Below are 22,908 nucleotides of genomic sequence, written 5' to 3' on the forward strand. Positions count from 1 at the left end.
GACCGGAGCGAAGGAAAGAGGTGAAAGTGATGGACACAACGGTCAGTGGGCCACCGTCCAACCAGCGGCTCGTGTTCCTGGAGGCGCTGGGCCTCACGATGCGCGAGCGCTACCCCGAGGTGGGTGCCCGAATCTCGCAGTTCAAGGCGGGCCTGCCGCCGATGCTGCGGCTCGCCTGGCACGACGCCACGGAGGACGTCGGGTGCGACCTCTCCAACGAAGGATGGGCGTTCGTCTGGGGCTTCGACCCCCGCAACGTCATCGGCCCTGCAGGCGATCTGGTGAGCGCGTCCTTCGCCGTCGCGAACGTCCTCGGCATCCGCCGCCACCCGGACCGCTGATGTCCCGGGACGACCTCCGCACCGTCACGGCCGGGCTTTCCGCCTTCGGACGCTTCGCCGCCGAGGTCGTCCACGGCCGCCTGTCCGTCCAGCCGACCGTCCGCCGTCTCCTGTCCAGGTCGAACGAGCGTCCGCGATGAACGCGCTCCCCGCGCCGCCCGCCCGATCCGTTCCATTCAATCCAGCGGGGCCGCGCAGGACGCGAGCACCTGGCAGATCCCGGTGCCTCACCGGACGTCCCCGACCCATGAACTCCTCCGGGTGGGGCGGGGTGGGCGGGCCCTCGGCTCGCCGGTCCCGACGAGGGGACTCCACCCGGAGGGCCCCGCGTCCACGGCCCCGTCCGGCTACGCGGGCCCGGTCGCGGACGCGCCGCCCGGCGGGACGGTCATGAACAGGTCCGCAGCGTCGAAGCGGGACACATGCTGTCGCGAGACCCGGTCAGCGGCGAGCCGTCCGGCACCGGGTCCCGCGTCCCGGCGTCCGGCGCACCGCGCCCGGACCGCCGGTAACCCTCAACCCCTCCGGGCCGCGCCGGGCGCCGTCGCGCACGACGTGCCGGGCGATCGGTCCGCGCACGGCCCGGAGGTCCCCGTCCGAAGCACCATCCGACCCGAACGAAACGTAAGGCGATGACCGACTCCACGAACCCCAAAGAGAACCAGCCGACCCTCTACACGCCGTCCGAGGTGGCGCAGTTCTTCCGCGTCGACCCCAATACCGTCACGCGATGGGCGCGGACCGGGACGCTGAACCCGATCACGCTGCCGTCCGGGCACCGGCGCTACCACGCGACCGAGATCCACGAGCTGCTCGAGATCGGCAACGCCAGGGAACCCGCCGCCCCGCTCCAGGAGGCCGAGTTCGTGCCCGGCCTCCGCGCGCTGGCCGTGCTCCAGAGCGTCGTCCGCGACTACTTCGACGGCGACCCGTCCGCCGTCGTGAAGGCGCTCACCAACCCCTGATCCCTGCAAGCTCGTCGGCCGGATGTTCTCGACGTCCGGCCGACGAGCTGCCGCCGCGGTGCGTCCGAGGTCAGGAGCAGAGGGAGAGGACGGCCGGGCCGTAGCGGTCCAGTTTCACCTTTCCGACGCCCGGGATCTGGGCCAGGTCCTCCAGGGTCTCGGGGGCGCGTTCGGCTATCGCTTGGAGGGTCGCGTCGGTGAAGACGACGTAGGCCGGGACGCGTTGTTCCGCCGAGATCTCGGCCCGCCAGTCCTTCAGGGCGACCAGGACGTTCTCGTTCATCTCCGCCGGGCAGTCCTCGCAGCGGCCCAGCTTGCGCTCCACCGCCGCCGTCAGCGGACGCCCGCACACCCGGCACGGCTGGGGGCCCTTGGCCACGCGGCGGGTCTTAATCCGGTCGACGGACGGTGGGGCGTGCGTGGACGCCTTGGGCGTCAGGCCGTCCAGGAAGCGCGACGGCTGCCGCTGACGGCCGCCGCCCGGCGAGCGCGCCAGGCCCCAGGACAGGTGCAGGTGCTCGCGGGCTCGCGTCACGCCCACGTAGAGGAGTCGGCGTTCCTCTTCGACGGCCGCCGGGGTGTCCGCGTAGATGATCGGCATCATGCCCTCGACCAGCCCGACCAAGAACACCGCGTCCCACTCCAGGCCCTTCGCCGCGTGCAGGGACGCCAGCGTCACGCCCTCCAGCGGCGGCGCGTGCTGGGCCGCCGCGCGGACCTCCAGCTCGGCGACGAAGTCCGGCAGGGACGCGCGCGGATTGTCCGCCGCCATGTCCTCGGCCAACTGCGCCAGCGCGGCCAACGACTCCCAGCGCGCCCGCGGCGCGCCCGCGCCCTCCGGCGGACGGTCGCTGAACCCCGCGCCCGACAGCACGTGCCGCACGGTGTGGATGAGGCCCGTCCCGTCGGTCTCGGCGTCCGCGCCGGCCCGGGACGCGCCGCGCAGCCGCACCACCGCCTCGCGCACCTCGGGACGCTCGAAGAACCGCTCCGCCCCCCGCACCACGTACGGGACGTTCTGCGACGCCAGCGCCGACTCGTACGCCTGCGACTGCGCGTTCACCCGGAACAGCACCGCGATCTCCCGCGCGGGCACGCCCTTCTCGACCAGCTCCCGCGCGCGGCGCGCCACGTCCTCGGCCTCGGCGATCTCGTCGGCGTAGGCGGTGAAGTCGGGCTCGGGGCCGGGCGGGCGCTGCGCGACCAGCTCCAGCCGGTGCCGCCGCGCCTCCTCCCCGACCGCCCGGTCGATCACCCCGTTGGCCAGCGCGACGACCTGCGGCGTGGAGCGGTAGTCGCGGACGAGCTTGACCACCGTCGCGTCCGGGAACTCGCGCGTGAAGTCCAGCAGGTAGCGCGGCGTGGCCCCGGTGAACGAGTAGATCGTCTGGTTGGGGTCGCCGACGACGCACAGGTCGTCCCGGTCGCCGAGCCACATCGACAGCAGCAGCTTCTGGAGCGGGTTGACGTCCTGGAACTCGTCCACCACGAAGTGCCGGTACTGCTCGCGGACCTCCCGCGCGACCTCGGGATGCTCGCCGATCACCGCCGCCGTCAGCTCCAGCATCCCCTCGAAGTCGAGCAGGTTGCGCTCGCGGCGGAGCTGCTCGTACATCGCGTAGAGGTTGGCGACGTCCACCACGTTCACCGAGGACTTGCGGCCGGCCCGCGCGACGCCCGCCGCGTAGTCCTCGGGACGGTGCTGGGTGACCTTCGCCCACTCGATCTCGTCCGCGACGGCGCGCAGCTCGGTGCCGCCGAGCGACACCCGGCACACCGACGCGGCCTCCCGGACGAGCGGGATCTTCGATTTCAGGATCGTCGGCCGGTCGCCCCCGATCACGCGCGGCCAGAAGTAGGAGAGCTGGCGCAGCGCGGCGGCGTGGAACGTCCGGGCCTGGACGCCGGTCGCGCCCAGCCGGGTGAGCCGCCCCCGCAGCTCCCCCGCCGCCCGGTTGGTGAACGTCAGGGCGAGGACGCGCTGCGGGCTCATCCGCCCGGTGAGGATGGCGTAGGCGATCCGGTGGGTGATCGCGCGCGTCTTGCCCGTCCCGGCTCCGGCGAGCACGCACACCGGACCGCGCACGGCCTCGGCGACCGCGCGCTGTTCCGGGTCGAGGCCCGCGAGCACCGCCTGTGCGTCCATGGGGGTCATCCTTGCAGGAGGGACGGACGGAGCGAAGCGGGGACGAGGGGTTGTGGATAACCTCCGGAATGCCGCACACTGCGGCGCTGTTGTTCCAGACGCCGAGACGCCCGAGCAGCGAGGAGACGACGCACCGATGGCCACGCCCCTCACCATGTACACGACGACCTGGTGCGGATTCTGCCGCCGACTGAAGTCCCAGCTCGCCCGCGAGGGCATCGAGATGGTGGAGATCGACATCGAGCGCGACCCCGCCGCCGCCGAGTTCGTGATGAGCGTGAACGGCGGCAACCAGACCGTCCCGACCGTGACGATCGGCGACGACGTGGTGCTGACGAACCCCAGCGCCAAGGAGGTCAAGCGGCACCTGACGGAGCTCGGCGCCCTCTGACCGACCGCGGAGAGCCCGTCCGTCCGGACGGGCTCTCGGCGTCTCAGAAGTCCGGCATCTTCGGCAGCGGCCCGCCGTACCAGCGCATGATGAGCTGCGCGGCGATCGACAGCGGGCCGGGCGCGATGATGTCGCCGGATCCGATGGCGGCGGTCAGCTCGTCCCGCGAGTACCAATCGGCGTCGGTTATCTCGTCGCTGTCCGGACGCAGGAGCGTCGAACCGTCCGCCCGCGCGAAGAACCCAAGCATGAGGCTCTGCGGCAGCGGCCACGGCTGGCTCCCGAGGTACCGGACGTCCCGGACCTCGATCCCGACCTCTTCGCGCACCTCCCGCGCGACGGCCTGCTCCAGCGACTCCCCGGGCTCCACGAACCCGGCGAGGATCGAGCGGCGGTCGGCGGGCCACTGCGGGCCGCGCGCGAGCAGGACGCGGTCGTCGTCGTCCCGGACGAGCATGATCACGGCCGGGTCGACGCGCGGGTGGTGCTCGCTGCCGTCGCTGGGGCAGACGCGGACGTGCCCGGCGGACTCGACGCGCGTCTCCGTCCCGCAGCGCGGGCAGAACCGGTGCGTGGCGTGCCAGTGCGCGAGCGCGACGGCGAGCGTCAGCAGCCCCGAGTCGCGGTCGCCGAGCAGCGCGCCGACGTGCCGGAGACCGGCGGGCTCGGCGCCCTCGACCTCCGGCAGCGGCCCGGGGACGGCGAAGTGCGGCGTCCCGTCGGGCTCGACGCCGAGCAGCCACGGGTCGCCGGGCGGGGCGTCGGCGGGCGCGACCTCGACCAGCGCGGTGCGGCCCGCGACGAGCGTGCGGCCCTTCTCCACGACCAGCACGCGGGCGCGCGGGTCCTTCCACAGCGCGGCGACCCAGTCCGCGTCGCGGCGGCGTTCGCCCGCGCGGTCCAGGTCCCCGCGGGCGAGGGCGAGCCATTCCAGCGGCGTATTTTCCACGTTCGTCCCTAACGCAGTGCGGCGGCGAGTTCGTCCCACAGGTACGCGGCGGCCTCCGCGCCCTTCAGCAGCAGCGGGATCTCGACCTTCTCGTTCGGCGCGTGGATGCGGTCGCCGGCCAGGCCGACGGCGAGGAAGACCAGCGGCGCGCCGAGGACGTCCGCGAGGTCGGCCTCGGGCCCGCTGCCGCCCTCGCGCGTGAACAGGATCTCGGTCCCGAACGCGCGCTCCATCGCGGCGCGGGCGGCGCGCACGCCGGGCGAGTCGATCGGGGAGAAGCACGGCCGGACGCCGCCGCCCGGGATCCGCACCTCGACCGCGACGCCCGGCGGCGTGTGCGCGGCGGCCCACGCCCGGAACTGCTCCTGGACGCGCGCCGGGTCCTGCCCCGCGACGAGCCGGAACGAGATCTTGGCGTGCGCCTCGCGCGGGACGATCGTCTTGCCGCCCGGCCCGGTGTGCCCGCCCCACATCCCGTTGACCTCGGCGGTCGGACGGGCCCAGACGCGTTCCAGCGTCGTATAACCGGCCTCGCCATATGCGGCGCGGCTGTTGCCCGCGGTGCGCAGCCACGCGTCCTCGTCGAACGGCAGCTTGGCGAACAGGACGCGCTCGTCGTCGGTCAGCGGGATCACGTCGTCGTAGAAGCCGGGGAGCGTGACGCGTCCGTCCGCGTCGTGCAGCGCGGCGACCATCGTCGCGAGCGCGTGCAGCGGGTTCGGGACGGCCCCGCCGAACGACCCGGAGTGCAGGTCGGTGTCCGGCCCGCGCACGGTCAGCTCGGCCTCGGTGAGTCCGCGCATCCCCGTGCACATGGACGGGACGTCCTCCGCCCACATCGTCGTGTCGCTGATGACGACGACGTCGCAGGCGAGCCGGTCGCGCCGCTCTCGCAGCAGGTCCGCGAAATGAACGGACCCGGACTCTTCCTCGCCCTCCACCAGCAGCTTCAGCGTGACCGGCGGCGCGGACGCACCGGACGCGGCCAGCCCGGCGCGCAACCCGAGCGTGTGGAAGAAGATCTGGCCCTTGTCGTCGGACGTGCCGCGACCGATCAGCCGGTCCCCGCGCTGGACGGGCGCGAACGGGTCGGTCTCCCATTCGTCCAGCGGCTCGACGGGCTGGACGTCGTGGTGCCCGTAGACGAGCGCGGCGGGCGCGGCGGCGTCGGCGGCGGGCCACTCGGCGAACACGGCCGGATGGCCGCCGGTCTCCCAGACCTCGACGGTCGGGAACCCGGTGCGCCGCAGGTGCGCGGCGAGCCATTCGGCGGAGCGCCGCACGTCCCCGGCACGCGCCGGGTCGCCGGACACCGACGGGATGGACAGCCACTCCGTGAGATCGGAGAGGAAGGCGTCGCGGTGCGCCGCGATATAGCGGACTACGTCGTTCACCTGCCGGAATCCCCCTAGTGTCGTCTCTGCACACGCACTCTAGGGGAGGCGAGTCCGTGATCTACATAGATCCGCCGCTGTGGCCCGCGCGCGGACGGGTCTGGTCGCACATGGTCAGCGACGTCTCCTACGACGAGCTGCACACCTTCGCGGCGCGGATCGGTATGCCGCCGCGCGCGTTCGACCGCGACCACTACGACGTCCCCGAGGACTTGTACGCGGCGGCGTTGTCGGCGGGCGCGCACGCGGTCGGCTGCCGTGAGCTGCTGTCCCGTCTCAAGGCGGCGGGCCTGCGCCGGCCTAAGCGCCGAGGAGCGTGAGTTCGGTGCGGATGTTCGCGCGGGCGCGCTCCTCGAAGCGGGCGCGGGCCTCGGGCGTCCGGTAGAGGGACGGGACGTCCGCGAGCCCGTGCAGCACCTCCGCCCGCGCCGCGCGGAAGATCTCCTCGGGGACGAACGCGTACTCCTCGCGTACGGCGGCGGCGTACGCGGCGTAGGCGTCCGGTTCCGCGCCGAGGACGGCCAGGTCCGCGTCGCACAGCACAGCGCCGTTGCCGTCGCCGGGCTCGGGGTCGTGGTTGGTCGTGAGCCGGACGAGCCGGACGACCTCCGCGACCGTCGCCTCCGCCAGGTCCGTCCCGCCGAGGATGCGGGCCGCGAGGCGGGCGCTGCGCTCCTCGTTGTCGGCGCGCTGCGGGTCGTACACCGCGTCGTGGAACCAGGCGGCGAGCCTTACGGCGTCGGGGTCCTCGGCGTGGGCGGCCAGCTCGTCCACGAGGTCCAGGACGGCGGCCAGGTGCGCGCCGGTGTGGTAGCGGCGGTGCGGTTCGGCGTAGCGGTCGGCGAGGTCGGCGCCGATGCGGCGGGCCTGCTCCCCGGCGAGCGCGACCCAGCGGTCAACGAGGTCCATGCCGTCCATCCTTCCCGACGATCTCCGCGGTTCCCGCACGCGCCCGGTTCCGGCCGTCCTATGATGACCACGCTCTGTTAGGCAAGGCTTACCTCACTGAAGGGGCGGTCGTGGGCGCGCTGTACGTCGTCGCCGGGAAGCCCACCGACGCGGTGGACCACGGGTTCCTGCCCGCCGCCGCGCGGCTCGGCGTCCCGGTCGTGCTGCTCACCGACCGTCCGGACGACCACGCGTTCGACGGCCCGGTCGTGCGCTGCGACGTCACCGACGTCCGGGCTCTCGTCGCGGCGGTGGACGACCCGCTCGCGCTCTTCACCAACAGCGACTTCCTCCAGACGCCGGTCGCGCTCGCCGCCGCCTATTTCGGCCTGCCCGGCAAGGACTGGCGGGCGGCTCTGCGCACCAAGGACAAACGGCTCACGCGCCGCCATCTCGCTGCTCTCGACCCGGTGTTCTCCGCCGACGCCGAGTCCGTTCCTTCCGACGCGCCTTTTCCGCTCGTCCTGAAGCCGCGCGGCGGCGTGGCCAGCGAGGACGTGTTCCTCGTCGCGGACGCGGCCGAGCTGACGGCCCGCCGCGCCGAGATCGCCGCCCGCCGGGACGACCCGCTGATCGTCGAGGAATATCTGCCCGGCGAGCTGCGCACTCTCGAAACCCTCGGCGACGGCGTCGAGACGCGCGTCCTCGGCTCGTACCGGACGTGCCTTTCCCCTCCCCCGCATTTCATCGAAGAGCGGCTGGAATGGGCGCCGCCCCCGCCCGAGACCGCGCAAATCCTGCGGCAGCTCGCCGCGCTCGGCGTCGGATTCGGGGCGTGCCACACCGAGTTCGTCGTCCACGCCGGACGGGCGCGGATCATCGAGGTGAACTACCGCCTCATCGGCGACCACTGCGACTTCCTCCTGGCAGACCTGCTGGACGTGCCGCTGTTCGAGCACATCCTGGCCGTGCATCTCGGCCGTCCGCTGCCTCCGCCGACGCCCGCGCCGAACCGTCACGCGGTGGCCGAGGTCGTGCTCGCGACCACCCCGGGCACGCTGACCGCCGCCCCCGGCGTCGAGGACGTCGCGGACGGCGCCGTCCACGTCTCCTACCGCCCGCAGCGCGCCGTCGGCGAGACGATCGAGATCGCCCGCACCAATCGCGACTTCCTCGGGACGATCCGCGCCATCGGCCCGGACCCCGCGACGGTGGACGCGGCGATCGCCCGCTTCCGCGCCGCCCGCACCTGGACGGTCGCGTGACCGAGCCGCGCGACGACCGCCCGGTACCGCCCCGCCCGCACCCGGACGCCCACACGACCGAGGCACTGCTCGCCGCCCGCGTCCTGGACGCCCTCCTGCGCGAGGACTACGCGGGCCTGCGGTCACGCGTGCACGACGGCGTCCTCAAGCTGCCCGCCCGAGACATCCCCCTCCGCCCCGGCACGACCTCAGACTGGACCTGCGAACCCACCCCACCGCACCCCGACACGACGACAGACCGAACGCGCGCACCCGGCCCGCAGCCCGACGCGACATCGGACCGGACCCGCGCGCCCCGCCTGCTGCTGGAAGACGTGTTCGCGGCCGTCCGCGTGCTCGCCGATCCGCGCGACGACGTGGACGCGTTCGAGCGCGAGTGCCGGGACGCGCTCGCGGCGCACCGTGTCCAAGCGGAGATTCACGCGGGCGTTCTCGCGCGGCTGCGGGGCGCCGACCGGCTCGGGCCCGGCGTCTTCTACGACACGCTCGCCGCGTTCACCGACCATCCCGTCCATCCGCTCGGCCGCGCGCGGACCGGCCTGACCGCCGCCGACCTGGAGCGGTACGCGCCCGAGCACGCGCCGGAGTTCGCGCTGCGCTGGACGCGGGCGCCGCGCGTCGCCGCCGCCGGGACGCTCCCGTCCTGGTGGCCCGGCGACCTGTTCCCCGTGCATCCGCTCACCGTGCCTCTGCTCGACGGCGCGATGGCCGGCCCGGCCACGCGGGTGCGGCCGACGCTGTCGATGCGGACGGTCGCCGTCGACCCGCTGACGCACGTCAAGGTCCCGCTGCCGACGAGCACGCTGGGCCTGCGGAACCGGCGGACGATCGTCCCGGCGACGCTCGCGGACGGCGCGCTGGCCGAACGGGTCCTGCGCCGCGTCCTGGACCGCGAGCCGCATCTGCCCGTGGTGCTCGCCGACGAGCAGACCTACGGGCACGCCGGGTCGCCGCTGCTCGGGTACCTCGTCCGGCGTTTCCCGGCGGAGATCGCGGACAAGCACGTCGTGCCCGTCGCCGCGCTGCTCGCCGAGGACCCCGACGGCGGTCCGGTCATCGCGCGCTGGGACGTCGCGGCGCTCTTCCGCGCCTATCTCGACGCGCTCTTCACCGTAAACGTAACGTTGTTCCGGTACGGGATCGCGCTGGAGGCCCACCAGCAGAACGTCGCCCTGGTCCTCGGCGACGACCCGCGCGACGTCCGGCTGCTCATCAAGGACAACGACGGAATGTTGGCCGACGCACCGTTCACCGACGTCCGCATGCGCACCCGCGACCCCGAAGCGCTGGCCCGCGTGTTCACGACCATCACGCTGCGCCTCTGCGCCGCCGCGCCCGCGTTCGAGCTGGCCGCGCGGGGACTGCTGCCGGACGCGGTCGCGCTCGTCCGGGACCGCCTCGACGCGGCGCTGGCCGCGGCACGGGACGCCGCGCCGGACGCCGCGGCCGGGCCGAGTGCCGCGTTCCTGCGCGCCCGCACGCTCGACGCGCCCCGGCTGCCCGCCAAGGCCATGCTCACCGCCGGGACGCTCGTGGACAAGGCCCGCACCGGGGCCGCCGACATCAACAAGCACTACGGCCCGAGCGGGCCGAACTACCTCCGGGACGCGACGTGCTGCTGACCCACCGGACCGTGACCGCCGACGACGCCACGGCCATCGCGCTGCTGAACTGCCTCGTCCGCGAGGTGTGCGCGCCCGACCGCCAGGTGTGGCGGGACGGCGGACGGCTCGTCCTGCGGCTCCCCCGCGCCGGGGTCCGGCTGCGCGCCGGGCTGGCACGGCCGCCGGTGGGCCCGACGTTCCGGCTCGTCCCGCCCGTGGAGGAGCGGCGCGGCGACGCGTGGGAGCCGGCGGGCTGGGAGCGGATCGCCGACCTCGCCGCCGGGGAGCTGGAGCTCGCGACCGGCCGCGCGAACCCCGAGTTCCCCGCCCAGGTCCGCGACAGCCGGACGGCGCTCGACGCGATCCTCGCCGCGCGCGCCGGCGTCCCCGACGACCCGGACCCCTACCTCGCCTCCGAGCGCTCGCTCGTCGCCGGGCATCGCTTCCACCCGTCGCCGAAGGCCCGGCAGGGCGCGCCCGCCGACTGGCTGCCGTACGCGCCCGAGGCGCGGGCGCGGTTCCGCGCGCGGTGGCTCGCGGTGCGCGCCGACGCGGTCGCCGAGGGCGGCGACGCCGGGGCGTTCGCCGCGCTGGACGCGCCGCCGGTGCCGCCCGGATACCGTCCGCTTCCGGTGCATCCGTGGCAGTTCGCGCTGCTCGCGGCGCGTCCGGTGCTGCGGCGTGCGCTCGCCGACGGCGTCGTGCGCGACCTCGGCGCGGGCGGGCCGCTCGTGTACCCGACGTCGTCGGTCCGGACGGTCCACGTGCCCGACGCCGACCTGTTCCTCAAGTTCAGCCTGGACGTGCGGATCACCAACTGCGTCCGCAAGAACGCCTGGTACGAGCTGGAGGGCGCGGTGCTGCTGGACGGGCTGCTCCGCCCGGTCTTCGCGGGCCTGGACGCCGACCTGCTCGCCGAGCCCGCCTACCGGACCGTCTCCCTCGCTGACCCGCGCCTCTACGAAGGCTTCGGGACGATCGTCCGGCAGGGCGTGCGCGGCCTGCCCGGCACGCCGCTGCTGGCCGCCGCGCTCGCCGACCCGTACGGGACCGCGCTCGCCGGGCTGCCCGCGCTCGCGTCGCCGGACGGCGCGGCGCGCTGGTGGGACGCGTACGTCCGGCTGACGCTGCGTCCCGTCCTCGCCGCGTACCTCGACCACGGCGTCGTGCTCGAACCGCATCTGCAGAACGTGCTGATGACCGTGGACGACGACGGCATGCCCGTCCGCGCGGTGTTCCGCGACCTGGAGGGCACCAAGCTCACCGCCGGGCGCTGGGACCTGCGCGGCGTCCCGGACGCCGTCCGCGCCGCCGTCTCCTACGACGCCGAGCGCGGCTGGAACCGCGTCGTGTACTGCCTGTTCGTCAACCACCTCGCGGAGGTCGCGGCGGCCGTCGCCGACCTGCACCCCGCCCTCGACCGCGACCTGTGGCGCACGGTCCGCCGCGCCCTCACCGGCTCCGGCTACGCGGACCGTCCGGGCGTGCGGGCGCTGCTGGCCGGGGTGCCGTTCCCCGCGAAGGCGAACCTGCGCGCCCGCTGGGGCCGCGACGCCGACCGCGCGGCGGGCTACGTCCCGACCCTCAACCCGCTCTGAGCGGGAAGCCGCAGAACGCCCCCGCTCCGATCGCGGGGCCGCGAAACGCCGGGCGCGCGCGCTACTGCCCGACGGGCGTGCCGTTCCCCGCGAAGACGAACCTGCGCCCCCGCTGAACCCGCGACGCGTACCGCACTCCTGACGCCCCGGTGCTCACCTCGCGTTGAACGCGAGGACGCGGACACCGATCACACGGCCCTCGATCTCGGGGTGCCGCCCCGGCGCTCGGCTCGCGTTGAACGCGAGGTCGCGGACACCGATCACACGGCCCTCGATCTCGGGGTGCCGCCCCGGCGCTCGGCTCGCGTTGAACGCGAGGTCGCGGACACCGATCACACGGCGCTCGATCTCGGGGTGCCGCCGCGGAGTCGCGGACGCCGATCACACGGCGTTCAATCCGCTCTGAACGCGAGGCCGTGTTCGGCGAGGGCTTCGCGCAGCGTGCCGAGGGCCTTCGGCCCCATGCCGTGCAGGCCGGCGATCTCGCGTTCGGTCGCGGTCGTCAGGCTCTCCAGGTCGTCGTGGCCCGCCGCCGCCAGCGCGCGGCGCGCGGGCGCGGAGATTTTGGGAAGTTCGATGGCCATTTGTGCCTTTCATGGCTAGAACCGGCGCGGCTGATCCCGTTATATCCGGGTAGGGCGACAGAAGACGCTCGCAAGGGAGGCCGTCGTCATGCCGCTGGAGACGATCCGGACGCTGGCGGGCAACCTCCTCGCCGGCACCGCGCGACCCGACCGGCTGGCGCGCGTCCCGTTCCAGATGACGCGGTACGGGGCCGTCCCGGCGGTCGTCGGCGCGATGTCCGCGCTGCGCTTCCCGCACCGCGTCGCGCTGATCGACGAGCGCGGCACGCTGACGTTCGCCGAGCTGGAGCGCAAGGCCGCCGCGCTCGCCACCGCGCTGCGCGACAGCGTCACCGGGGACGGACGGATCGGCGTCCTCGCCCGCAACCACCGCGGCTTCGTCCTCGCGGTGCTGGGCCTGTCGCGGCTCGGGCACGACGTCGTCCTGCTGAACACCGACTTCTCCGCGCCGCAGCTCGGCGCCGTCGCCGACCGCGAGGGCATCGCGCTGCTGCTGCACGACGCCGAGTTCGACGAGCTGGTGGACGCGTCCGGATTCGCCGGGGTCCGCGTCCACAGCTACGGCGACGCGCAGCTCGGCTCGCTCATCGAGGACGTCGAGCCGGTGCCCTTCTCCCCCGAACGGCCGGGCCGGCTCGTGATCATGACGTCCGGCACGACCGGCACCCCGAAAGGCGCACGCCACGACTACTCGCTGCCCGCGCTGCTCGCCGGGGGCCTGTCGTTCGCGCGCCGCGCGCCGATGCGGTCGGGGTCGCCGGTGGTGGTGGCGCCGCCGCTGTTCCACGTCCTCGGCTTCGGGTTCCTGATGATGGGGCTGGCGCTCGGCTCGCCGGTCGTCCTGGCCCCCCGGTTCGACCCGGCCGCGACGCTCGCGGCGATCGAACGGCACGAGGCGGGCACGCTCGTCGCCGTGCCGATCATGCTCCAGCGGATGCTGGACGTCCCGTACGGGCCGCGCCCGATGTCGCTGAGAACGGTCCTGTGCGGCGGCTCGGCGCTGCTCCCGCACCTCTCGGAGCGGTTCATGGACGAGTTCGGGGACGTCCTGCGCAACCTCTACGGCGCGACCGAGACCGGCTGGGCCGCCATCGCGACCCCCGAGGACCTGCGCGCCGCGCCCGGCACGGTCGGCCGCCCGTCCCTCGGCATCAAGGTGAAGATCCTGGACGCCGACGGCCGCGAACTCCCGGCGGGCGAGACCGGCGAGATCTTCACCGGCGGCGGCCTGCGCTTCTCCGGCTACACCGGCGGGGGCGGCAAGGACGTCCGGAACGGCCTGACCGCGACCGGCGACCTCGGCCACCTGGACGCGTCCGGCCGCCTCTTCGTGGACGGCCGCGCCGACGACATGATCGTCTCCGGCGGCGAGAACGTCTTCCCCGGCGAGGTGGAGGACCTGCTGAACCGGCACGAGGACGTCGCCGAGGTCACCGTCACCGGCGTCCCCGACGACACCTTCGGCGAACGCCTCGCCGCCCACGTCGTGCTCGTCCCCGGCGCGGCGACGACGGCCGACGACCTGCGCGACTACGTCAGGCAGCGCCTGGCCCGCTTCAAGGTGCCGCGCGACATCGTGTTCGTCCCCGAACTCCCCCGCACGAGCACCGGCAAGGTCCGCCGCCGCTCCCTCCCCGACGCCTGACCGACGTGGTCAGGCGGCGCGGGATTTGGCGGCCAGGCAGATGCGGGCCAGGTCGTTCAGGGCCTCGGTGCGGCGCTCGTCCAGGGTGCGGCCGTCGTCGGGGGAAGCTTCGGCGAGCGTGTCGATCACCAGGGAGAACACCGGCCACTCGTGCGGGTTGATGGCGCCCTGGAAGTCGACCGGGCCGTCGGCGAGGGCGTCCAGGTCGAGGTTGCGGGCGAACGTGGCGAGCGCCGCCTCGGCCGCGACGACGCCGATGCGCATGGCCAGCGCGGCGGGCTCGCGGCCCGGGGGAAGCGCGGTGCTAGAAAGCATGTTCGACAAGATAGAACACACAAGCGAGCCGAGTCGAACGTTTGGACGAGTAAGTCGCCCCTTTCACCCAACATTCGCCTGAAGGTGCAGGTACGAGTGGGTGAAGTGAAGTTCGCCGTCTTTCCGGACGGGCCGCATCCCCGTCGCCGGGCCTCCGGCCAGCTCGGCGGTCAACTCCGCGCGGATCTGGTCGGCGACGTCGGAGGGCGTCCGCGCGGACGCCAGCCACGGCTCCAGCGGCCGGACGATCTCGTACCCGTCCGTGCGCTTGACCTCCGCGCCAGCGTCCTCGACCAGCGCCGCGATCCGGTCGGCAGTGAGCAGCGTGCCGTGCGACGGGTCGCGCAGCCGCTCGATCCGGTCGGGGTCGCCGTCCAGCCCGTCCGGCCGGACGATGTCGGCGATGATCAGCGCCGCGCCGGGCCGGCCGACCCGCGCCATCTCGGCGATCATCCGCGCCGGGTCGGCGACCTGGTGGACGGAGAACCGCGTGATGATCAGCGTGTACGACTTGTCCAGGTAGGGCAGCGCGGTCGCGTCGCCGAGCGTGAACGTGACGTTCGTCAGCCCGGCCCGGTCCGCGTCGCACTTGCCCGTCGCCAGCATCGCGGGCGTGAGGTCGAGCGCGGTGACGTGCCGGACGCGCGGCGCCAGCGCCCGGCCGACGATGCCCGTCCCGGCGGCGACCTCCAGCACGATGTCGTCCAGGTCGAGTTCGGGGTCGGCGAACGCGATCAGCCGGTCCAGATGGTTGACGAACGCGCCGTTCAGGCTCGGATCGGCGAACGTGACCGCCTGCTTGGTGAACTCGGCAACGATTCTCTCGTCGTGGGTCGTCGGCACGCCGCCTCCTCGGGTTCCTGCCCACGGATCATCCCGGAATCGCGTGCGCCTGACCAGTGCCGGTGACGGTCATCACGCGTTTCGGCCGGTCAGTAAGGTGTATATCCCGCCGCCTGCGCCGCCGGGGACCGCTTGAGGTAGTCGACCGCGAGCTGCGTCGAGCACACCTTCGACGGGTGGTGCGACGGACGCAGATAGATCAGTCCCTCCTTGAGGAAGAACATCGCCATGCCCGGGATCTGCCCGCGCCGCACCGACCTGCGATAGGAGCGGTAGACGCGCGGGAGCGTCACCGGTCCCTTGATCGCCGGGTCGCGGCGCAGCAGGTCCAGCGTGCCCGCCGCCAGCGTGGACGACAGCAGCGTCACCGCGATCACCCACGACACCGCGCGCAGCGGGTACTTCCCGCCGAGCTGCTCGAAGACGTCGAACACCACCGACCGGTGCTCGACCTCCTCGGCGCCGTGCCAGCGGAACAGGTCCAGCATGACCGGGTCGGCGCCGCACTCGTCCAGCACGGTGTTCTTGATGATCCACTCGCCGACGACCGCCGTGTAGTGCTCGATCGCGCTCACCGCGCCCAGCTCGAACAGCAGCCGCCGCCGGAACCTGCGCGGCGAGCGCCGCGCCAGCTCGGCCATCTTCTTCGCGCGCTCGGTGAGCTGCGCGTGCGCGGGCCCGGTGATGTGGTCGGTCGGCAGGCCGTTCTCGGCGAGCAACTGGTCCAGGACGCCCTGGTGGTTGCGCGCGTGGACGATCTCCTGCCCGATGAAGTCCTTGATCTCGGCGCGCAGCCGCGGGTCGTCCAGGTACGGCGTCGCCTCCTGCACGCACTGGACGAACCATTTCTCGCCCGTGGTCAGCAAAATTTGGAAGAAATTCACCATATGGGTGGCCGCAGGTGCGTCCGGAATCCAGTGGACGGGCGTCCGCGACCAATCAAAGGTGACGCGCCTCACTTTCATCGGCGGATGCCGTTCGTCCACCGCCGTGTCGTTCACCGTGGGAACCCCCATCGTCCCGTCACCCCTTTCACGCTGGTCGTCACGCGCATACGCAACCACGCGCCCCCGCGCGGCGCCACGGAGCCGATTGACAAAACAGAACGCGCAGTCCGCCGTGAGCGCGCGTTTTCCCGCTGGAATTCTCAGTGGCCCGGGTTTTCGCGCCGGTCAGGTCGCGGGAACGGTTTCCAGGAGCGCGGCGAGCCCGGACGCGTCCAACAGGTCGGCTGGGCGAATTGTCCGGTTGGCTCGGACGTAGTGGAACGCGGCGCTCACCCGGTCCAGCGGCACGCCCGCCAGCTCCGCCCACGCCAGCCGGTACGCGGCGAGCTGCACGGCGGCGGCCGCGGCGTCGGCGTCGGACGGGAGCGCGCCCGTCTTCCAGTCCACGACCTCGTAGGCGTCCGCGCCGGAGCGGAACACCGCGTCCATCCGGCCCCGGACGAGCCGGTCCCCGATCATCGTCTCGAACGGGACCTCGATGTCCAGCGGCTCCCGCGCGGCCCACTCCGACTCCTCGAACCGGACGCGCAACTCCTCGAAGTCGGTGTCGGGGGCGGCCTCGGCGTCGGTGGCGCCGGGCAGCTCGTCCAGGTCCAGCAGCCGCTGCTGCCCCCAGCGGCCCTCCAGCCAGGAGTGGAACGCGGTGCCGCGCCGGGCGTGCGGCGCGGGCGGACGCGGCATCGGACGGCGGATCTGCCGGGCCAGCGCCGCCGGGTCGCGGGCCAGCGTGACCAGCGACGACACCGTCAGATGCGCGGGCAGCTCGACCTGGAGGCCGTCCCCGCCGCGGCCCCGGTCGCGTTCGGCGAGCAGCAGTTCCACGTCCCGCGCCCACGCCGACATGCGCAGCCGGTCCGGCTCGGCGAGCCCGTCGCGGCCCGCCCACGGACGGTTCCGGCCGCGCGTCGCGTCCTCGACCATCCGCGCCGCCTCCACGATCGCCGCGTAGCGCGGGCCGGTGTCGGGCTGCGGCGGCCACGCGCCCTCCTCGGCGCGCGCGAGCAGCGGGTTCGCCGCGCCGTCCTCGGGCGGCTCCGCCCACGCCGCGACCGTGCCCGCGCCCGCCAGGCACACCGCGCGGATCTCCTCCAGGAACGGCGACGGCCCGAGCGGACGCCCCGACGCGCCCCACCGGTAGCCCGTCGCGATGAGCAGGCTCGACGCCCGCGTCACCGCGACGTAGGCGAGCCGCCGCTCCTCGCGCAGGTCGCGTTCGGCGCAGGCGGCGTCGAACGCGGCGAGGTCGTCCTTCTCCAGGCCGCGCAGGACGGGCAGGTCCAGGCGGTCGCCGCGCAGCGGGAACGGCAGGACGCGGGCGTTGGCCGTCCAGCGGGTGGCGTTCTGCGGCGGCGACGGGAACACCGAGCCCTTCGCGGGCGCCCCGTTCTTCTGCGCCGCCGACGCCAGCCCCGGCACGATCACGACCGGCCACTCCAGGCCCTTGGACGCGTGGACGGTCAGCAGCTTCACGCTGTCGGTCTCGCCGACCCGTCCGGCCTCCAGCCCGAACTCCTCGGACTCGGCGGCCGACAGGTACGCCAGGAACGCGCCGAGCGTCGGGTCCTCGGCGTCGCCGGCGAACGCGGCGGCGGCGTCGACGAACGCGTCCAGGTCGGCGCGGGCGGTGACCGGGTCGAGCCCGGACCGCGCCGCGACCTCGATGTCCAGCCCGAGCGCGCGTTCCACCTCGGTGACGAGGTCGGGCAGCGCCAGCCCGGCCTGCGAGCGCAACTGCCGCAGCTCGTCGCGCAACCGGCGCAACCGGCCGTAGCCCTCCGGCGAGAACGCTGTATTCCCCCGACCAACCGACCCCGACCGACCTCCCGGCGACGGGCCGAGGTCGTCCAGCGCGTCGATGAGGCTGCCGGTCTCCTGGTTCAGCTCGGTGACCAGACGGCTCAGCGGATCGGCGTCCCCGGGCGGCGCGGCCTCGGGCGGCGTCTCGGGCGGCGTGATGTCGCGGGCCGCGTCCAAAGCCAGCTCGCGGGCGCGGCGGCCGAGCGCCACCAGGTCGCGCGGGCCGAGCCGCCAGCGCGGGCCGGTCAGCAGCCGCGCCAGCGCCGCCCCGGCGGACGGGTCGTGCATCACGCGCAACGTCGCGACGACGTCCTGCACCTCCGGGACGGTCAGCAGCCCGCCGAGCCCGACCACCTCCACCGGAATCCCCCGCGCCTCCAGCGCACGCCGGATCAGCGGGAACTGCGAGCGCTTGCGGGCGAGGACCGCGATGTCGGACCAGCGCAGCGGCTCGTCGGACGGCTCCCCGTCGGGCGCCGTCTCCGCCAGCGGGAGGGCGAGGACGCGGGCGGCGATGCGCTCGGCCTCGTCCTCGACGGTCGGCAGCAGCGCGCACTCGACCCGTCCGCGCCCCTCCCGGCCCGCGCCCGGCGTCAGCACCGGCACCTGCGCGGTGTCGGCGCGCAGTTCCTCCTGGACGCGCGCGGCGGCGGCGAGGATCCGCTCGCCGTTGCGGAAGCTGCGGCTGAGCTGCCGGACGGGCGCGGGCTCGGCGGGCCGTCCGCGCGGTCCCTCGATCGCCGGACGGCGCGGGAAGTCGTGGGTGAACCGCAGCAGGTTCCCCGCGCTCGCCCCGCGCCAGCCGTAGATCGACTGGCACGGGTCGCCGACCGCCGTCACCGGGTGCCCGCCGCCGAACAGCGACCGCAGCAGGACGAGCTGCGCCTGGCTCGTGTCCTGGTACTCGTCCAGCAGCACGACCGAGAACCGCGACCGCTCGATCATCCCGACCTCGGGATGCCGGGCCGCGATGCGCGCGGCGAGGGCCATCTGGTCGCCGTGGTCCACGACCTCCCGGTTGCGCTTGGCTTGCCGGTACGCCTCGATCAGCGGCAGGAGCCGCTCCCGGACGGCCTGTTTGCGGACGATGTCGCGCTGCGCGTTCAGCGGCTTGGCGAGCGCGGCGAACCGGGCGTCCAGCCACGCCCCGACGCGCCGGATGTCCTCCGGGCCGCGCAGATGCTCCGCCAGGTCGCCCGCCAGTTCCATGACGGCCTTGGTGACGGTGTCGGGCGACCAGTCCACCTCGTCCATCGGGCCGTCGTAGGCGTCCACGACCCGCGAGCAGAGCTGCCACGCGACCGCCGGGGAGATCAGCCGCATCGTCGGCTCCAGCGCCTCGCGCAGCGCGTGGTCGCCGAACAGCCGCGCCGCGTAGGAGTGGTACGTCGCGACCATCGGCTCGCCGTGGCGCAGGTCGTCGCCGCCGAGGCGTTCCAGCTCGTCCTCGGGCAGCGCCTCGAACAGCGCGTCCAGCCGCTTGCGGACCCGGACGGCCAGCTCGGCGGCGGCCTTGCGGGTGAACGTCAGCCCGAGCACCCGCTCCGGCCGGACGAACCCGTTCGCCACCAGCCACACCACGCGGGCCGCCATCGTCTCGCTCTTGCCCGACCCGGCGCCCGCGATCACCGCCATCGGCGCCAGCGGCGCCGCGATCACCTCCGCCTGCTCGCGCGTCGGCTCCGGCAGCTCCAGCAGGCGCGCCAGCTCCGCCGGAGTGATCATGAACCGACCCGTCCCCCCTCGTCGTGCACCGGACAGCACGACCGTACGGGACAGCTCCGACACTTCTCGTTCACCCGCGCCTGGAACACGTCGCTCGCCATGCCCGTCGCGACGATCTCGACCAGCTTCTTCGGCCACTCGGGGTCGGCGTCCTCGCCCGGCGGCGGCTGCTCCTGCTCGCGGGCCTTCGCCGTGAACGCCGCCTTCCCGACCTGGACGAGCTTGGCCCCGCCCGGCTCGATCAGCCCGTGCCGCTCGAACGCGCCGAGCATCACCGCGTACTGGTACACGCCGAGCTGCGGGTGGCGCGCCAGGTCCTCCTTCGGGACGTGCGTCGTGGACGTCTTGATGTCGATGATGACGGCGCGTCCCTGCTCGTCCCGCTCGGCCCGGTCGATGCGGCCCTTGATGACGACGCGGCCGAGGTCCACCCGGAACGACTCCTCCAGCGCGACGACCTCGTTCGGGTTCTGCCGGTGCCAGGCGAGGAACTTGTCGACCATCGCCGCCGCCTGCTCGCGCTGCTTGTCCGAGTACCAGGCGCTGCGGAAGTCCAGGTCGTTCCAGATCTCGTCCAGGCGGCGCGCGACGTCCACCTCGGTGACGCCGTCGTCCGCGCCCGCCATCTCCGCCACCGCGTGGACGACCTTGCCCATCGCCGCGTACTCGTTCGGGCCGCCGTCCTGCGCGCCGACCGCCGAGGTCAGCAGCCAGCGCAGCCCGCACGTCGTGAACGTCTCGACCTGGGACGGCGACACCTGGATCTGCTCGCCGTCGTCGAACGCCGGCCCCGGATCCGACAGCGCGGTGATCGCGTACCACTGGTCGGGGCTCGCGCCGCGCACCCCGGCGCGGGCGAGGCGGGCGAGGTGGCCGGCGGCGGCGCGGCGCAGCGCCTCGGGACGGGACGGGTCCGCGACCACCGACCGCAGATCCGCGACGAGCGCGGGCAGCGACAGCCAGCGCGTCTTCTCGTCCAGCCGCGACCGCTCCAGCGCGCCCGGGACCAGCTCGTTCAGGAACCGGGACGGGCGCTCCTCGGTGTCCTCGCCGCCGACCGCCGTCACGACCAGCCGCCTGCGCGCCCGCGTCACCGCGACGTAGAACAGGCGGCGCTCCTCGTGCAGCATCTTCGCGGCCATCGACGCGCCCGCCGCCGCGCCCGGCTCGATCTGCGTGCCCGCCGCGTATTCGAGCAGTTCCTCCAGGCCGAGCAGGGAGCCGCGCAGCCGCACGTCCGGCCAGACGCCCTCCTGGACGCCCGCCACGACCACGACGTCCCACTCCAGGCCCTTCGCGCGGTGCGCGGTGAGGATCCGGACGGCCTCGCCCTCGGGCGCCCGGTCGGCGAGCGTGTCGCCCGCGATCTCCTGGCCCGCGATGTCGTCCACGAACAGCTCAGGGCCCGCGTGCGGGAGCCGGTCCACGAACCGGGCGGCGTGGTCGAACAGCGCGACGACCGCGTCGAGGTCCCGGTCGGCGGACGCCCCGCGCATCCCGCCCTTCACGCTCTGCTCCAGCAGGACGTCGGCGCGTCCGCTCGCGCGCCACACGTCCCACAGCACGTCCTCGGCGGACCCGCCCCGGTCGGCGCTCTTGCGCGCGGTCTCGATGAGGCTCGCGACGCGCTCGGCGGGCGCGCGGACCTTCTCGTGGACGAGCGCGAGTTCGCCGACGTCGCTGACGGCCGCGACCATCAGCTCGCCGAGCGTCCGGTTCTGGCCCGCGATCTCCTCCAGGTCCCGCAGGGCGCGCTTGAGGCGGCGCAGCGCGAGGGCGTCCGCGCCGCCGAGCGGGCCCGTCAGCAGGTCCTCGGCGACCTCCTCGTCCAGGAAGCCTTTCTTCAGCGCGGCGCGCAGCAGCAGCAGGAACGGGCGGACGGCGGGCTCGGCCATCAGCGGCACGTCGTCGCCCGTCACGATCGCCGGGACGCCCGCCTGCGCGAGCGCTCTTCGGAGCGCCGGGACCTGCTGCGCCGCGCTCCGCACCAGCACCGCCATCCGCGACCACGGGACGCCGTCGAGCAGGTGGGCGCGGCGCAGCTCGTCCGCGACCAGCGCCGCCTCCTGGCTCTCGGAGTCGGCGATGACGGCGTGGACCTCGCCCTCCTCCAGGTCCGGCGGATGCAGCAGCGCGCGATGCTCGTCCCCTGCGCGCGGGGACGCGGGCAGCCGCTGCGCGACGCGCCGGGACGCGGCCAGGATCGCCGGGCCCATCCGCCGGCACGTCCGCAGCGCGACGACGGGCGCCGGCTCGCCGGTGATCGTCCGGAACCGGTCGGGGAACTCCTGGATGCCGCGCACGTCCGCGCCCCGGAACCCGTAGATCGACTGGTCGGGGTCGCCGACGACGATCAGGTCGCGGCCCTCGCCCGCCAGCTTCTGGAGCAGGTCCTCCTGAGCCGGGTCGGTGTCCTGGTACTCGTCGACGAACACGACGTCGTAGGCGTCGCGTTCGCGGAACAGGGCGTCCTCGTCGGCGAGGGTGCCGGCGGCCTCCTGGATGAGCTGGCCGTAGTCGAGCGTCGGGACGGGATCGACGTCGAACCGCGCCGCGTACCGCTCCATGAACGCGCCGATCGCCACCCATTCCGGACGTCCCCGGATCTTGCCGAGGCCCGCGAGGTCGTCCCCGTAGATCCCGCGCTCGGCGGCCCGCAGCATGAAGTCCCGCAGTTCCTCGGCGAAGCCCCGGGTGGCGAGCGTCTCGTGGAGATCAGGGGGCCAGCCGCGAGCGCCGTCCGCCCGCTCGCCTTCCAGCAGCCGCCTTACTTCGAGAAGCTGCTCCGGCCCCGACAGCAGCCGGGGCGGCTCCTCCCCCCGCGCGAGCGCGTCCCGATGGAGCAGCGCGTACGCGTAACTGTGGAACGTGAGCGCGAGCGGCGTGCGCGTCGTGCGCCTCAGCCGCCCGGTGATCCGCTGCCGCAGCTCCTCGGCCGCCTTACGGCTGAACGTCAGGACGAGCACCCGTTCCGGATCAACGTTCCGGTTCTCGATCCGCTCCACGACCGCCTCGACGATCGTGGTGGTCTTCCCCGTCCCGGGCCCGGCGAGCACGAGCAACGGACCGCCGCCGTGCTCCACGACACGCCGCTGCCGCCCATCGAGCTCCGGCACCGCGACCCGGCTGGGACCGGCGCGGCGCACGAGACGGTAAGACCCTGGCGGCACAAGAGACGATTTCAGCAGAAGATCGAGACACTTGCGTCCACGCCGCCCCCAACCCGAGCCGCTCCGCCCCCGGCCCACCCACCCAAACCCCCACAACCCACGCCACCCAACACCCAAGCCCGACCAGGCGTGACCCAGCCGCGCAGGACCAAGCGTGAGCGCAAACCACCCGCGAACAAGCACACGGCCCCAGCCGCACGCCGACGCGCACGCTCGCGGTCGCCCAAAGCCCGCAACGCACGCAGGGCCGAGCGTGCGTGCAGACCACGCGGGACCAAGCG

General features: G+C 73.9%; 19 protein-coding genes and 1 pseudogene. 9 read left to right on the plus strand and 11 right to left on the minus strand.

All coding sequences use genetic code 11. The features are described 5' to 3' along the window. The first annotated feature begins 29 nt into the window (after nt 1–29). The 3 genes and pseudogenes from BTM25_RS17305 to BTM25_RS30950 form a co-directional block, all read left to right on the plus strand. Complete coding sequence (locus BTM25_RS17305) at nt 30–341, plus strand: hypothetical protein (protein WP_103563898.1); 312 nt, start codon at nt 30–32, stop codon at nt 339–341. Then, nucleotides 341–481 (plus strand): hypothetical protein, encoded by a 141-nt coding sequence (locus BTM25_RS29730; RefSeq protein WP_168212141.1) that lies wholly within the window; start codon nt 341–343, stop codon nt 479–481. Before BTM25_RS17305 ends, BTM25_RS29730 begins: the two co-directional genes overlap by 1 nt. A gap of 492 nt (nt 482–973) precedes the next feature. Beyond that, a pseudogene (locus tag BTM25_RS30950) lies at nt 974–1,183 on the plus strand (helix-turn-helix domain-containing protein); the annotation flags it as partial. Between the two features lie 193 nt (nt 1,184–1,376). Here the strand turns inward: BTM25_RS30950 and BTM25_RS17315 are convergent. Further along, entirely contained in the window at nt 1,377–3,452 is a 2,076-nt protein-coding gene (locus BTM25_RS17315) for an ATP-dependent DNA helicase UvrD2 (RefSeq protein ID WP_103563900.1), read from the minus strand. Nucleotides 3,453–3,588: 136 nt separating this feature from the next. On the opposite strand from BTM25_RS17315, the gene BTM25_RS17320 reads away from it, so the two are divergent. Beyond that, complete coding sequence (locus BTM25_RS17320; protein ID WP_103563901.1) at nt 3,589–3,843, plus strand: mycoredoxin; 255 nt, start codon at nt 3,589–3,591, stop codon at nt 3,841–3,843. Between the two features lie 43 nt (nt 3,844–3,886). On the opposite strand, the gene nudC is transcribed toward BTM25_RS17320, so the two are convergent. After that, nucleotides 3,887–4,792, minus strand: a complete 906-nt coding sequence (nudC, locus tag BTM25_RS17325; RefSeq protein WP_103563902.1) for an NAD(+) diphosphatase — start codon at nt 4,790–4,792, stop codon at nt 3,887–3,889. 8 nt (nt 4,793–4,800) lie between these two features. Next, nucleotides 4,801–6,186 (minus strand): dipeptidase, encoded by a 1,386-nt coding sequence (locus tag BTM25_RS17330; protein ID WP_103563903.1) that lies wholly within the window; start codon nt 6,184–6,186, stop codon nt 4,801–4,803. Nucleotides 6,187–6,242: 56 nt separating this feature from the next. Between BTM25_RS17330 and BTM25_RS17335 the strand changes: the two genes are divergently transcribed. After that, on the plus strand, nt 6,243–6,506 hold the full coding sequence (locus BTM25_RS17335) for a DUF4031 domain-containing protein (RefSeq protein WP_103563904.1): 264 nt from the start codon (nt 6,243–6,245) through the stop codon (nt 6,504–6,506). Here BTM25_RS17335 and BTM25_RS17340 read toward each other — a convergent pair. Continuing rightward, nucleotides 6,487–7,095 (minus strand): HD domain-containing protein, encoded by a 609-nt coding sequence (locus BTM25_RS17340; protein ID WP_103563905.1) that lies wholly within the window; start codon nt 7,093–7,095, stop codon nt 6,487–6,489. The genes BTM25_RS17335 and BTM25_RS17340 overlap by 20 nt on opposite strands. Nucleotides 7,096–7,205: 110 nt before the next feature. On the opposite strand from BTM25_RS17340, the gene BTM25_RS17345 reads away from it, so the two are divergent. From BTM25_RS17345 to BTM25_RS17355, 3 genes are read left to right on the plus strand one after another with little or no spacing between them, the layout of a single operon-like run. Further along, the gene (locus BTM25_RS17345) at nt 7,206–8,339 is read left to right on the plus strand and encodes an ATP-grasp domain-containing protein (RefSeq protein ID WP_103563906.1); all 1,134 of its coding nucleotides are present in this window, start codon (nt 7,206–7,208) and stop codon (nt 8,337–8,339) included. Continuing rightward, a complete protein-coding gene (locus BTM25_RS17350; RefSeq protein ID WP_103563907.1) occupies nt 8,336–9,961 on the plus strand; it encodes an IucA/IucC family protein in 1,626 nt (541 codons plus the stop codon). The genes BTM25_RS17345 and BTM25_RS17350 overlap by 4 nt, the downstream gene beginning before the upstream one ends. Beyond that, on the plus strand, nt 9,952–11,541 hold the full coding sequence (locus tag BTM25_RS17355) for an IucA/IucC family protein (RefSeq protein WP_103563908.1): 1,590 nt from the start codon (nt 9,952–9,954) through the stop codon (nt 11,539–11,541). Before BTM25_RS17350 ends, BTM25_RS17355 begins: the two co-directional genes overlap by 10 nt. Nucleotides 11,542–11,694: 153 nt before the next feature. On the opposite strand, the gene BTM25_RS17360 is transcribed toward BTM25_RS17355, so the two are convergent. Continuing rightward, nucleotides 11,695–11,877 (minus strand): hypothetical protein, encoded by a 183-nt coding sequence (locus tag BTM25_RS17360; RefSeq protein WP_103563909.1) that lies wholly within the window; start codon nt 11,875–11,877, stop codon nt 11,695–11,697. A 56-nt stretch (nt 11,878–11,933) separates the two neighbouring features. Beyond that, entirely contained in the window at nt 11,934–12,125 is a 192-nt protein-coding gene (locus tag BTM25_RS17365) for a helix-hairpin-helix domain-containing protein (protein WP_103563910.1), read from the minus strand. A gap of 88 nt (nt 12,126–12,213) precedes the next feature. Between BTM25_RS17365 and BTM25_RS17370 the strand changes: the two genes are divergently transcribed. Further along, on the plus strand, nt 12,214–13,770 hold the full coding sequence (locus BTM25_RS17370; RefSeq protein WP_103563911.1) for an AMP-binding protein: 1,557 nt from the start codon (nt 12,214–12,216) through the stop codon (nt 13,768–13,770). A 9-nt stretch (nt 13,771–13,779) separates the two neighbouring features. Here BTM25_RS17370 and BTM25_RS17375 read toward each other — a convergent pair whose 3' ends face one another. The 5 genes from BTM25_RS17375 to BTM25_RS17395 form a co-directional block, all read right to left on the minus strand. Then, on the minus strand, nt 13,780–14,085 hold the full coding sequence (locus tag BTM25_RS17375) for a hypothetical protein (RefSeq protein ID WP_103563912.1): 306 nt from the start codon (nt 14,083–14,085) through the stop codon (nt 13,780–13,782). A gap of 63 nt (nt 14,086–14,148) precedes the next feature. Then, nucleotides 14,149–14,928: a class I SAM-dependent methyltransferase gene (locus BTM25_RS17380; protein ID WP_103563913.1), complete on the minus strand. Its 780-nt coding sequence runs from the start codon at nt 14,926–14,928 to the stop codon at nt 14,149–14,151. Between the two features lie 89 nt (nt 14,929–15,017). Beyond that, nucleotides 15,018–15,944: a metal-dependent hydrolase gene (locus BTM25_RS17385; RefSeq protein ID WP_103563914.1), complete on the minus strand. Its 927-nt coding sequence runs from the start codon at nt 15,942–15,944 to the stop codon at nt 15,018–15,020. Between the two features lie 156 nt (nt 15,945–16,100). After that, nucleotides 16,101–19,457, minus strand: coding sequence for an ATP-dependent DNA helicase (locus tag BTM25_RS17390; protein WP_103563915.1), 3,357 nt, complete (start codon nt 19,455–19,457; stop codon nt 16,101–16,103). Next, entirely contained in the window at nt 19,454–22,603 is a 3,150-nt protein-coding gene (locus BTM25_RS17395; RefSeq protein WP_103563916.1) for an ATP-dependent helicase, read from the minus strand. Before BTM25_RS17395 ends, BTM25_RS17390 begins: the two co-directional genes overlap by 4 nt. Nucleotides 22,604–22,908: the final 305 nt, after the last annotated feature.

The sequence above is a fragment of the Actinomadura rubteroloni genome, from assembly GCF_002911665.1.
Taxonomy (GTDB): Bacteria; Actinomycetota; Actinomycetes; order Streptosporangiales; family Streptosporangiaceae; genus Spirillospora; species Spirillospora rubteroloni.